General features: G+C 25.8%; 11 protein-coding genes. 1 reads left to right on the top strand and 10 read right to left on the bottom strand.

What is annotated here, in order from left to right; genetic code table 11:
- Nucleotide 1: 1 nt before the first annotated feature.
- Complete coding sequence (murI, locus tag H0H67_RS01165; protein WP_185859516.1) at nt 2-811, top strand: glutamate racemase; 810 nt, start codon at nt 2-4, stop codon at nt 809-811.
- On the opposite strand, the gene H0H67_RS01160 is transcribed toward murI, so the two are convergent.
- From H0H67_RS01160 to H0H67_RS01115, 10 genes are all read right to left on the bottom strand, one after another.
- Nucleotides 798-3,077: an NADP-dependent malic enzyme gene (locus H0H67_RS01160; protein ID WP_185859515.1), complete on the bottom strand. Its 2,280-nt coding sequence runs from the start codon at nt 3,075-3,077 to the stop codon at nt 798-800. The two genes, murI and H0H67_RS01160, sit on opposite strands and share 14 nt — an antisense overlap.
- A gap of 53 nt (nt 3,078-3,130) precedes the next feature.
- Nucleotides 3,131-3,577, bottom strand: coding sequence for a FixH family protein (locus H0H67_RS01155; protein ID WP_185859514.1), 447 nt, complete (start codon nt 3,575-3,577; stop codon nt 3,131-3,133).
- 76 nt (nt 3,578-3,653) lie between these two features.
- Nucleotides 3,654-4,538 (bottom strand): cbb3-type cytochrome c oxidase N-terminal domain-containing protein, encoded by an 885-nt coding sequence (locus H0H67_RS01150; protein ID WP_185859513.1) that lies wholly within the window; start codon nt 4,536-4,538, stop codon nt 3,654-3,656.
- On the bottom strand, nt 4,528-4,722 hold the full coding sequence (locus H0H67_RS03230; RefSeq protein WP_185859512.1) for a CcoQ/FixQ family Cbb3-type cytochrome c oxidase assembly chaperone: 195 nt from the start codon (nt 4,720-4,722) through the stop codon (nt 4,528-4,530). The genes H0H67_RS01150 and H0H67_RS03230 overlap by 11 nt, the downstream gene beginning before the upstream one ends.
- 6 nt (nt 4,723-4,728) lie before the next feature.
- Nucleotides 4,729-6,924, bottom strand: coding sequence for a cytochrome-c oxidase, cbb3-type subunit I (ccoN, locus tag H0H67_RS01140; RefSeq protein WP_185859511.1), 2,196 nt, complete (start codon nt 6,922-6,924; stop codon nt 4,729-4,731).
- A gap of 17 nt (nt 6,925-6,941) precedes the next feature.
- Entirely contained in the window at nt 6,942-7,073 is a 132-nt protein-coding gene (ccoS, locus tag H0H67_RS01135) for a cbb3-type cytochrome oxidase assembly protein CcoS (RefSeq protein WP_238784586.1), read from the bottom strand.
- Nucleotides 7,074-7,110: 37 nt separating this feature from the next.
- Nucleotides 7,111-9,336 (bottom strand): heavy metal translocating P-type ATPase, encoded by a 2,226-nt coding sequence (locus H0H67_RS01130; RefSeq protein WP_185859509.1) that lies wholly within the window; start codon nt 9,334-9,336, stop codon nt 7,111-7,113.
- 22 nt (nt 9,337-9,358) lie between these two features.
- Nucleotides 9,359-9,757, bottom strand: coding sequence for a glycine cleavage system protein GcvH (gene gcvH / locus H0H67_RS01125; protein ID WP_185859508.1), 399 nt, complete (start codon nt 9,755-9,757; stop codon nt 9,359-9,361).
- Between the two features lie 11 nt (nt 9,758-9,768).
- The gene (locus H0H67_RS01120; protein WP_238784585.1) at nt 9,769-10,416 is read right to left on the bottom strand and encodes a glycoside hydrolase family 73 protein; all 648 of its coding nucleotides are present in this window, start codon (nt 10,414-10,416) and stop codon (nt 9,769-9,771) included.
- Between the two features lie 97 nt (nt 10,417-10,513).
- Nucleotides 10,514-12,412, bottom strand: coding sequence for a putative porin (locus H0H67_RS01115; RefSeq protein ID WP_238784584.1), 1,899 nt, complete (start codon nt 12,410-12,412; stop codon nt 10,514-10,516).
- Nucleotides 12,413-12,557: the final 145 nt, after the last annotated feature.

Raw genomic sequence — 12,557 nt, 5'->3', positions numbered from 1 at the left:
TATGAAAGTGAGTCCATTATCTCCAATAGGAATATTTGATTCCGGAATTGGCGGACTTCTTATAGCTAAAGAAATCAAAATGCGGATGCCTAATGAAAATTTTATTTATTTTGGAGATACTGGAAATATGCCTTATGGAGATAAGTCTAAAGAATTTATTATAGAAAATTCTATGAAAATAGCTTCTTTTCTTTATAAAAAGAAATGTAAAGCACTAGTTATTGCATGCAATTCAATGACATCTAATTCTTTAAATGCTATTCATCAAAAATTTCATAGAAAAATATTAATATTTAATGTCATAGATCCTATAGTGAAAAATCAAGTTTTTCTTTCTTCCAAAAGAATAGGAATAATTGCGACACCTTCTACAATACGTTCAAATTTTTATATAAAAAAAATAAAAAAATATTATCATCATTTAGATGTTGTTCAAATATCTACACCTTTATTGGCTCCAATGATTGAAAAAGGTTTGAAAATAAAAAAAAATGTTATAAAAAATTATTTAAATCATTTTAAATCAATAGATACACTTTTACTAGCCTGTACTCATTATCTATTTCTTAAACAAGAAATAGATAAATTTTATCATGGAAAAGTTCATTTGATTAATATACAGAAAATAGTAGTACAGGAAATAAAAAAAAAATTAGATGAAGAAAAATTATTGTGTATTCATCCAAACTGTAATAGTAAGTATCCTATTTTTTATACATCTAGTTCTATTCCTACTTTTTTTGAAAAAAAAGTTAAAATTCTTTTTGGGAGAAAAGTATTTATTAAAACACATGTTTTTAATTCTTCCTAATTTGTGCATCAATTACAGATAAAGTCGCTAAATTCACTATTTCTTCTATACTGGATTGCATTTGCATAACATGTGCCGGTTTTCGCATTCCTAACATTACAGGTCCAATAGTTTGAACATTTCCTAATCCTCTAATAAATTTATAAGTTAAATTTCCTGATTCTAAATTTGGAAAAATAAAAATATTTGCTCTTTTTTTAACGAGTTTAGAAAAAGGAAATTTGCTAGCTAATAAAAATTCATTTAGAGCAAAATCAGGTTGTAATTCTCCATCTACTATTAAGTCTGGATATTTTTTATGTAAAAAATCTACTGTTTTAGATACTTTAGTAGATGTTTTTGAATCAGATGAAAAATTTTGAAAAGATAACATTGCTATATGCGGTTCAATATCAAACCCTTTAACCACATGAGAAGCCATTAAAGCTATTCTAGCTAATTCTTCACTTGTTGGATCCGGAATGACTGCTGTATCTGCTAAAAATAAAGGTCCACGTTTTGTCAACAAAATCATCATTCCTGCTGTTTTGTGAACTGAATCTGCTCTACCGATAACTTCTAACATCGGACGTAAACTTAATGAAAAACTTCTTGAATATCCAGTAATTACTGCATCTGCTTCTCCTTGATCGACCATCATGGCTCCAAAGTGATCATTGGTACGCATACGCATTTTGGAATCGTATAAAGTTAAACCTTTTCGGTTTCTTCTTTTCCAAAGAATTTGAGAAAAGGATTCTACCTTTTTTCTATTTTCTTCTTTTTCTGGATCTATAATTTCTAATTCAAAGTCAAGGTTATTTTCATTTATTAAACGTTTGATACGATCTTCATTTCCTAAAACAACAGGAACAGAAATAATTCCTTCTTCATGAAGAATTTGAACGGATTTCAGTATATCGTATTCTTCTCCATTACAAAAAACAATTTTTTTAGGATTTGTACGAGCTCTATTTTGAATCATTCTAAGCATTTTACTTTCGTATCCCATTCTATCAAGCAATTTTTCTTGATAAATTTTCCAATCTAAGATAGGATTTCTTGCTACTCCAGAATCCATAGCTGCTTTTGCTACAGCAGGAGCAACACGAGTAATCAAACGATTATCAAAAGGCTTTGGAATAATATATTCTTTTCCAAAGAATATATTTTTTTTATTATAAACAATGTTTACTTGTTCTGGAACAGGTTCTTTTGCCAAAGAAGCGATAGCATGTACAGCTGCTAATTTCATTTCATCATTAATCACACTAGCATGAACATCTAGTGCTCCTCTGAAAATATAAGGAAATCCTAAAACATTGTTAACTTGATTTGGATAATCACTTCTTCCAGTAGCCATAATAACATCTGGACGGACTTTGATTGCTAAATTGTAATCTATTTCTGGATCAGGATTAGCCATAGCAAACACAATCGGATCTTTTGCCATACTTTTCAACATGTTAGGAGTTAAAATTCCTCCTATAGATAAACCAATGAAAACGTCCGCGTTTTTGATAGCTTGATCCAGTTTTTGAATTGGATAAATATTTACAGCAAATTCTTTTTTTTCTTGATTCAAATCATTTCTTGAAGAATGTAATAAACCTTTACTATCAAACATAAGAATGTTTTCAGGGTTAACCCCAAGTTGTTTATAAGTTCTTGTACAGGAAATGGCAGCGGCACCAGCTCCATTGACAACCATCTTAATTTCATGAATCTTTTTTCCAACATAGTTGATAGCATTAAGCAATGCTGCTCCTGAAATAATAGCTGTTCCATGTTGATCATCATGCATAACAGGAATATTTAATTCTTTTTTAAGTCTTCTCTCTATTTCAAAAGCTTCTGGAGCTTTTATGTCCTCTAAATTAATTCCTCCAAAAGTAGGAGCAATAGCTTTTACTGTTTCTATAAATTTTTCTGGATCAGATTCGTCTATTTCTATATCAAAAACATCAATTCCAGAAAAAATTTTAAATAAAAGAGCTTTTCCTTCCATAACGGGTTTAGAAGCTAATGCTCCAATATCTCCAAGTCCTAATACAGCGGAACCATTAGTAATGACTGCTACAAGATTTCCTTTAGATGTGTATTTATATACTTCTCTAGAAGAACGAGCTATTTCTTTACAAGGTTCTGCTACTCCTGGAGAATAAGCAAGAGAAAGGTCTCTTTGACTGCTATATTTTTTTGTAGGTGTAATTTGTATTTTTCCAGAAGGAAATTGGCTATGATAATTTAAAGATTCTTCACGAAAACTACTTATGTTTTTTCTCATTATGTTAAAATATTTATTAATAATTATGAAATAGTATTTTTGAAAAAATATTGTCATTTCCAAAAAACATCTTCCTCTAAAAAATATTTTCTATCTGATTTCCATTTAATTATAATTTTATAATATCCTTTTTTCAAAAATTTTTTAGGAATAAATAATATTTTTTTTGAAGATTTAGAGATCTTGAAAGATCTCGTTAAATCCAAATCTTTAGAAGATGATCTAAATAAAGTAAAAAATCCATAAAAATCATCATTAATAGGTGGAAATAAAATTTCAATTCCAGAAGATAAGATGAAAATTTTTATTCTATCAGGAAGTTTTAACACATTTTTTTTTTCATTTATAATTTCTTGATATTTCATTTCTTCTTCATAATATCTGTCTGATACAAGCTGGCTCCCTACATGGGGAAAAAAGAAGGAAATATAAATAATAAAGATTATAAAAATAACTAAAGATAACACAATTCCGGCATCCCAATTGAATTTTATTTTCATAATTCAAATTTTTATAAAACAGTAAAACTAAATGATAATGCAAAAATCGAGATGTATAATAATGTACAAGTAGAATTTATATTCGGCTCCATTCTGTTATTTTTTTTCCTTGAGGAGCTTTATATATTAAAGGTTTTTTAGATTTTTGATTAATAAAATAAACATAACTGGATATTTTTTCAATATCATTTCCTTTAATTTCTCCTGATTTTCCAAAGGCACGCATAGTTGGATTATTATCGCTTCCATTCCATATGATAGAGAAGATATTTTTAAATAAATCTTTTTCTTTAGTATTGATCCAATAATCATCAGTTAAATTAGGACCTATATTTCCACTTCCATCCGATTGATGACAAGTTGCACAATTCTCATCAAAAAGAATTTTACCACTATTAATTAAATGATCCTTAAAAAAAGCATTTTCTATAGTCGCCTGTGGAGTATTTTTTTCAAAAATTTCTATTTCTTTCAACTGATTTTTGTAAGCTATTTCATATTCCTTATAAGGATTAGAGAAATCCATTAGTAAATAAGAAAAAAAATAAATTGCTGAAAAAACAATTGTTAAATAAAAAAGATGCACCCACCACATTGGTAATTGATTATCTAATTCTATAATTCCATCAAATCCATGATCTATTTTTTTAACTCCATCACTCATTTTTTTAGGATCATGAAATATAAATTTATAAAATCTATAAAAATAATTTCCTTCGTTTTCTTCAAAAATTTTTTTCTTTTCTTCTTCTGCCAGAAACTGTAATTTTTTTCTAAAAATCAAATTATTAATAAATTCCAAAATCCATAATGATATCGTAGTTATAATCAAAAAAGATACAGTAATAGGATGTACTAAATAAGATATACGATCATAGCTTCTAAAAAATACATATAACATAAATATTATGACAGATAAAAAAGAAGGAATCATAATAAAAGAAGAAATTCTAGATCTCATACCCTTTTCTTTTTTTTTCTCCTTCTAAAGGAATCAAACTTATTTTTTCATAATATTTTTTCGGCTTTGAAAATACAAAAAATAAAATAAAAAAGAAAACTAACAAAAATAAAATTAACATAATAGATTGAAAAATCCCTACATTTTTTTCTTCTGTAAAATATTTTTTAAAAAAACTTATCATTAATTTTTAAGATTTAATATCTGTTCCCAGTCTTTGTAAGTAAGCAATGATAGCTATAATTTCTCTTTTATCTAAAGAAACAAATTTTTCTTTTTCTACTTTTTTTTGTTGATTAATTTCTATTTTTAAATTGGGATACTCCTTATAAATATCAGACACAATTTTATTTGCTTGACGATCCATATCTTGATTTACATTCTTTATATATTCCAAAGTATATGGAACTCCCAATTTAACCATTGCTTTTATTTTTTTTTCTGTATTAGACCTGTCTAACTTATTATAAATTAGCCAAGGATATCTTGGCATAATAGATCCAGGAGAAGTTGATCTTGGATTATTCATATGATTATAATGCCAAGAATTAGGGTTTTTCCCACCTTCTCTAGCCAAGTCTGGACCTGTTCTTTTAGATCCCCAAAGAAATGGATGATCATATACAAATTCTCCGGCTTTAGAATATTCTCCATAACGAACTACCTCATCTCTAAATGGACGTATTTGAGCACTGTGACAAGCATTACATCCTTCTCTAACAAATAAATCTCTACCTTCTAATTCAAGGGCTCTATAAGGTTTTACATTATGAATAGTAGGAACATTCGATTTAATCACTAAAGTAGGAATTATTTCTATAAATCCTCCAATGGCCACTGCTATAAAAGAAAGAATCGTTAATTGTATTGGTTTTCTTTCTAACCAACTGTGAAATTTTTCATTTTTTTCTTTTAGATTTCCATAAAATGGATCGCACTTGAATTCTTCATTATTAATTGAATAACCTTTTTGGATTGTTTTAAAAACATTATAGATCATTAAAATGAAACCTAAAAAGTAAATCATTCCACCTATAAATCTAATTTTATAAAATGGAATAATGGATAAAACTGAATCTAAAAAATTTTTATAAGCTAAAGTTCCATCAGGATTAAATTTTTTCCACATCATAGATTGTAATATAGACCCAAAATACATAGGAAAAATATACAATACAATTCCTAAAACACCTAACCAAAAATGAATATTAGCCAATGATATAGAGTATAATTTAGTATTCCATATTTTTTGTGTTAGCCAATATATAACTCCAAAAGCCATAAATCCATTCCATCCCAAAGTTCCTAAATGAACATGAGCTATAACCCAATCTGTGAAATGGCCAATAGAATTCAAAGTTTTGGTAGCAAGCATAGGGCCTTCAAAGGTCGCCATTCCATAACAAGTAATTCCCACCACAAAAAATTTCAAAATAGGATTTTTTTTTACTTGATTCCAATCTCCTCTTAGTGTAAGTAATCCATTCAACATTCCACCCCAAGAAGGAGCAATTAACATGATTGAAAAAATAGTCCCTAACATTTGAGCCCAATTAGGAAGCGATGTATACATTAAATGATGAGGGCCTGCCCATATATATACAAATATTAAGGACCAAAAATGAATAATAGAAAGTTTATAAGAATAAATAGGTTGATTGGATGCTTTAGGAACAAAATAATACATTAATCCCAATATAGGGGTAGTCAAAATAAATGCAACAGCATTATGTCCATACCACCATTGCATTAAAGCGTCTTGTACTCCAGCATATATAGAATAACTTTTAAAAGATAAAAGAGATATAGGCAACTCTAGATTGTTAAATAAATGTAACATACCTACAGCAACCCATGTTCCTAACAAAAACCAAATACTAACATATAAATGTTTGATTCTTCTATTTAAAATAGTTCCTATCATATTAATCCCATAAACAATCCAAATTAAAAAAACTACTATATCTATAGGCCATTCATGCTCAGCATATTCTTTACTAGTGTTTATTCCTAACAAAAAAGTAATCCAAGTAGAAATAATAAATATTTGCCATCCCCAAAAATGAATCCAACTGAGAGTATCACTAAAAACTCTAGTCTTTAATAAACGTTGTAAAGCATAATAATATCCTGTAAAAATTATATTCCCGACAAAAGCAAAAACAGCAGTACTGGTATGTAACATTCTCCATCTTCCAAAGCCCATGACTCCTTGAGAATCCTTGAGTTTATTTCCAAAAATAAATTCAGGAATTTCAGGATAAAACAACAACAAGGCTATGAACAATCCAGATAAAAATCCAATAAGAGCCCAAAATATAGTAGCGTATAAAAAAGCTTTTACAATACGATTATTGTAATAGTATGATGCATTTATTAATTTCATTAGAAAATCATTATTAATTAATTTTTTTCAATATCATCGATTAAGATTCTGATCCTAGGAGATTCATAATCATCAAATTGTCCGGAATAAAGACCAATTAAAAAAAATATGAGAAAAAATGCTCCTAAAGAAATACTAGATAATATCATAATAATTAATATGTCCATAATAAAAATTTCAGAATTTTTAAAAAATAAATCTTCGTGAAAGAATCCAAGTAGATACAATAGAGAAAAAAATAACAGAAAAAGAACTTAAAGGCATTAAAATGGCTGCTATAATAGGTTTTAAATTACCGGTAACAGCAAAAAAAATTCCTATTATATTATAAAATAAACTAATCATAAAATTGACAATCACTAACTTTCTAGATATTCTGGATATTTTCAAAAATAAGAAAATTTTATTCAAACAATTAGATTGCAAAAAAGCATCACAACTTGGAAAAAAATTAGTTGGATTTTCAGACACAGCAACCCCTACTTCACTTTGACTTAGTGCTACACAATCGTTAATCCCATCTCCAAACATCATTATTTTTTCTCCTTTTTTTTGTAATTTTTTAACATAATTTAGTTTATCTTCTGGACTCTGATTGAAAAAAACTTCACTATCTTTGGGCAAGATAGATTTCAAGTATTTTTTTTCTAATTCATTATGATCTCCAGAAAGAATAATTATTTTATATTCTTTCAAGTTTTGAAAAATTTTCTTTATTCCTTTTCTGTAATAATTTCTAAATAAGAAATAACCTATAAATTTTTTGTTTATAGAAATAAATACTGTTGTTTTATTTTTATCATTTATTGTTTTTGTAACTCCTAAATATTTTTTAGATCCTATTTTAACCGGTATATTTTTTATGACTCCTTCTAATCCTTGTCCCATTATTTCTTTAAATTTCTTTATGGAATAAAAATCTTTTATAGATAACTCTGATAATATCCTTTGACTTAAAGGATGACTAGAATTTTTTAATAAAGAAGCTATGATCTTTTTTTCCTCATATTTTATATTTCCTATAAAAAATATTTTTTCTTTATTTGGATCAGTTATAGTTCCTGTTTTATCAAAAATTAAAGTTTTTATTGCAGAAATCCTTTCCATTGTGAAAATATCTTTGATATAAAAACTTTTTTTAGAAAAAAAACGTATTATATTTCCAAATATCAATGGAGTAGAAAGAACTAAAGCACAAGGACAAGTGATGATTAAAACTGAAAAAGTAGTTTGAAATATTTTTGATATATTATTATTTAAGTACCAATATATTCCAGTTATTATAGAAATCATTAAAATAGTAGGAGTAAAATACTGACTAAATCTAGTGGATATTGAATTCAAGTAAAACAATTTTTTATGAGAATTAAATTTATTTTTATTCCACAATAAACTTAAATAACTATGATCCACACTTTTCATCAACTTTAAAATAATAGCTTCTCCTTTTTGTTTAGAACCAGCATAGATACGATCTCCTATTTCCCTATTTATTAAACAGGATTCTCCTGTAATAAAACTGTTATCCAAAACTGCATTTCCTTTCATAAGGATAGAATCTGCAGGAATAATTTCTTCATTTCTAATTAGAATAGTATCTCCTTTTTTTAAAGAAGAAAGTAAAACTTTTTCTTCTTTTTCATTTTTATATATTTTTGTTATTAAAACTGGATAAAAAGATTTATAATTCTTGTCAAAAGAAATAATTTTATCATGAGTATAAATTTGAAGGATTCTACTCACAAGTAAAAGTAAGGAAAAACTAGAAATACTATCAAAATATCCAGAACCTAAATCAAAAAAAATTTCATAACAACTCCATAAAAAAAGAACCAATATTCCTATGGAAATAGGAACATCCATATTCAAAACATGTTTCTTTAATCCAAAAATGGCATATCTTATATGATCTGAAAAAGAAGATATTACAACTGGTAAAGATAAAAATAACATTAAATAACGGAAAAAGTTTCTATTTTTCAAGAACCATGGATCTTGATAAGCCCCAACATATTCTGGAATAGCTAGAAGCATAATATTTCCAAAACAAAAAAAGGAAATAGCTAATTTTCCTATTAATTTTCTGTCAAATGTGTTCTTTTTTCTTTTTTCTATTGATTCAAAATTAATAGAAGGTCTATATCCCATCTTATCAAGAATTTTAGCTAAATGACTTAATTTCAATTCAACATTATTGAATGTTATCCAAATTTGTTTACTGGAAAAATCAACAGTAGATTCTAGAATATTTTTATGAAACTTAGATAAACTTTCCAAAACAAAAACACAAGAACTACAATGGATGGAAGGGATTAAAAAACGAACAGTCGTAATATTATTATGATTAAAATCAATTACTTTTTCTGCAATTTTTTTATCATTCAAAAAATCAAAAAAATCATGTTTCTTCATAATAAAAAATTATAATTCTTGATTAATTAGGTTCCTGTATATATTTTTTGTATTCTTCCAAAGACATCAATCTATTATATTCTTCTATGTCTAAGATTTCTATTTGTAGAATCCATCCTTCGTCATAATAACTTTTATTAATAATTTCTGGTTGGGATAATAATTTTTTATTAATTGCAAGTATGCAACCTGAAACAGGCATAAACAAATCTGAAACAGTTTTTACCGCTTCTATTGTTCCAAATGGATCTCCTTCTTTTATTTTTTCTCCTATTATGGAATTTTCTATATCTAGATAAACAATATCACCCAACTCACTTTGAGCAAAGTGAGTAATTCCTATATAAGCTTTTCTGTTTTTTTGGATTTCTAATCCAATCCATTCATGATTTTTACTGTACCTCAAATTTTTAGGATTCATATATATAATATTTAATTATTTAAACTTGTTTTTGTACAGTTTAATTTTTTTTTAATCAAAAGAAAAATTTTATAAAAGAAATGTATTTTTTTCTTGAAAAAAGAATCGTTTTTCTTTTGCATATGCATAATAGATGTCAAGTATAAGTTTATTTTTTTTTCTATTCCATAAGAATTTTCTTCATCGAACTTCCATAGGAGATACTTTTCTATCTGATTAATTAACAAATCGGCATAATTTAATGATGTAGCATAACCTGCCTGTTTCAGTTCTGCTGCCCAAGATCGATAATCATTTCTTTTAAAAAGAAATAATTTAGAATAACGTGGTTGTTGCAAAAATTTAGAATGATCCTGAAAAGATTCTCGAACAGAATTATATTTACGAAAACATTCTTTTGGAAGATCATCATTATGATAATAAATATCTCCTATCCAGTTTTTACCACATTTAATTCCAAAATGATTATTTGTTGCTTTGGATAATGGGCTATTTCCACTAGAAGATTCTAAAATTCCTTGTCCTAATTTAATACTAGCTGGTATCCCAAATTTTTCCATTTCTTCAATAGCAAAAACAGCATATTTTTTAATGTACTCAATGACACTTTCTATTTCCTTTTCTTTTCTTTCTTTTGATAAAGATGAAAACAAAGACATCAAAAAAAGTAATATAAAATAAAAAAATTTTTTCATTTTTATTAACTTTTGATGAATAAAATTACGTTTTTTTATAAAAATTTATAAATTTTTTGAATCAAGTAAAAAGAGTCCATGAAAATCCAGTTCGAATAAATAATTCTTTTTTGTTAAAAGGGCTATAAATAGAATGAAATCCTATGTTTTGAATACTAAGATAGAATATGGTTCTATATATCTTTAAGTTTAAAAAATAATCCATAAAAGGATTTCCTCCAATCTTATTTGGATAACATTCTTTTTCCGAAGGAAAAAGATAAATATCAAAAGGATAATAAATTTTTTGATAATAAAAATGGCTGAAATAATGGACAGAAAAACCAGTTTTTATTGATAAAGACTTATTAAAATAATTATCTTGATAAGATATTGTACTTCTTGATAAAAAATTGGGGATAGAAAAAACTAATGGATCAGAGTTATATTTTTGATACATAAAAAGATTATGAAATTGAAACTTCCATACGTCTTGTGTTGTTTTTATTTTTAATCCGTATGATTGGACATCCTTTCGATATAAAAATTTTTCCATTTCTTTTTTTTCGTCTAAAAAGGAATGATCCAATCTAGAAATATAAAAAGAAAAATGAAAATTTTTATTGTAAAACAAAGAAAAATCTATTGTTTTTTCTTTATCAAAACTCAGCATATTACTTCGTTGATTGTTATAACAATCTTCATTTTCTCTTAGAATATAAAGATGAATATAATCAGGATTAACTCCTTTATTTTCAGAAATATATAATTGACTTGAAAAATCAAATTTTGAAAATAAAAATGTATTAAATTTCATATTCATTTGAAAATATGTTTTTTTCAAATTATTATATTCCATTGTCCATTTACTGTGTGAATGAAATTTCAAAATATTATTAATAGGATAATTTATTTGAGTTTCTATGGACATATTGTTTATATACTTATTTTTAGGAATTATTCTATTGTTATACTCATTGAGTAAAAACAATTGATAATGTATTTTATCAAAAATTGATCCTACTTCTATTTCAAATTTATTTTTCTTAAACATCAAGGAAAAACCATTTTTCAAATCAAAATGATTTATTTTATTTTTTTGTTCAGAAAAAAAATGACTTTTAGAATATTTTTCATATTCCATATAAGTTTTAAAAAAAAACAATTTATTTTTTTCATGAAAAATTTTTTGAATAAAACTTATGTAAAATCTGTTATGAGTAAATTTTTTTTGATCAAAAAAAACATTTTTGTAATTGTAATTTTTAATCCATTTGATGACTTCTTCTCTTTCTTTGAGATAAAATTTTTGCAAAATATAATGTCCCCATAATTTATAATAATAATCATCCTGATCCTGATAGCTCAAAGTAGTTATCAATAAATTTTGATTTTTTTCAAAATCAAGTTTTTTTTTCAAATTAAGAGTTCTATATTCAATAGAATAATTGATTTTTTCATTTGGACTTTGAGAAAAAAAACCTCCCAATCCTCTTTCTTGAAATAAATTATTCTCATAAAAAATTTCTGATAGAGGAGTTTGAACATCAAAATATTGAATCTTTTCACGAGAAAAAAAAGGATCCTTAAAAAAAAGAATATTCTGAGAATGAAATAGATTTTTTTGTGGAATCCTTCTATTAGGAATCAATAAATTTTTTTCATTTCCTTGATTATAAAAAAAACCAAAATCATCATGTTTAAAAAAATTATGAGAATAATATTTTTCAATAGAAAAAGATTCTATGTTTAATAAAGTTTTTTTTAAATTATTTTCCTCTGTCCAAAATCTGTAATCCTGATAATTAGGAAGATAAACTTCGATATAATTTTTTTCTTTTTCTATCTCTGTATTATCTGTATTAACAGAATCTTCGTTCAGATTCAATATTTTTCTTTCCATTGCTTCCATATAATAAGAAAATATAAAAAGAAAACAAGCAAAAATGAATATTTTCATATAATAAATTATACTATTCATAATTAATATCCATAGATATAAAAATTTATTTATATTTGCATGAGGTAAATGTCATTTCTAAAGTAAATGGTATTCTTAAATTAATTGAGGGTAGATGTTATACCAACAATATTCACAAGGCTTGTCTTTATGACGGCCTTTTTTC

It is taken from the genome of Blattabacterium cuenoti (assembly GCF_014251575.1).
GTDB classification, from domain to species: domain Bacteria; phylum Bacteroidota; class Bacteroidia; order Flavobacteriales; family Blattabacteriaceae; genus Blattabacterium; species Blattabacterium cuenoti_N.
Note: the sequence above shows the minus strand (reverse complement) of the source record. Positions and strands in the feature narration are given on the sequence as shown.

Excerpts from the sequence above, each read along its gene's own strand:
- murI (WP_185859516.1), top strand. The coding sequence starts at position 2 with ATGAAAGTGAGTCCATTATCTCCAATAGGAATATTTGATTCCGGAATT.
- H0H67_RS01160 (WP_185859515.1), bottom strand. The coding sequence starts at position 3,077 with ATGAGAAAAAACATAAGTAGTTTTCGTGAAGAATCTTTAAATTATCAT.
- H0H67_RS01155 (WP_185859514.1), bottom strand. The coding sequence starts at position 3,577 with ATGAAAATAAAATTCAATTGGGATGCCGGAATTGTGTTATCTTTAGTT.
- H0H67_RS01150 (WP_185859513.1), bottom strand. The coding sequence starts at position 4,538 with ATGAGATCTAGAATTTCTTCTTTTATTATGATTCCTTCTTTTTTATCT.
- H0H67_RS03230 (WP_185859512.1), bottom strand. The coding sequence starts at position 4,722 with ATGATAAGTTTTTTTAAAAAATATTTTACAGAAGAAAAAAATGTAGGG.
- ccoN (WP_185859511.1), bottom strand. The coding sequence starts at position 6,924 with ATGAAATTAATAAATGCATCATACTATTACAATAATCGTATTGTAAAA.
- ccoS (WP_238784586.1), bottom strand. The coding sequence starts at position 7,073 with ATGATATTATCTAGTATTTCTTTAGGAGCATTTTTTCTCATATTTTTT.
- H0H67_RS01130 (WP_185859509.1), bottom strand. The coding sequence starts at position 9,336 with ATGAAGAAACATGATTTTTTTGATTTTTTGAATGATAAAAAAATTGCA.
- gcvH (WP_185859508.1), bottom strand. The coding sequence starts at position 9,757 with ATGAATCCTAAAAATTTGAGGTACAGTAAAAATCATGAATGGATTGGA.
- H0H67_RS01120 (WP_238784585.1), bottom strand. The coding sequence starts at position 10,416 with ATGTCTTTGTTTTCATCTTTATCAAAAGAAAGAAAAGAAAAGGAAATA.
- H0H67_RS01115 (WP_238784584.1), bottom strand. The coding sequence starts at position 12,412 with ATGAATAGTATAATTTATTATATGAAAATATTCATTTTTGCTTGTTTT.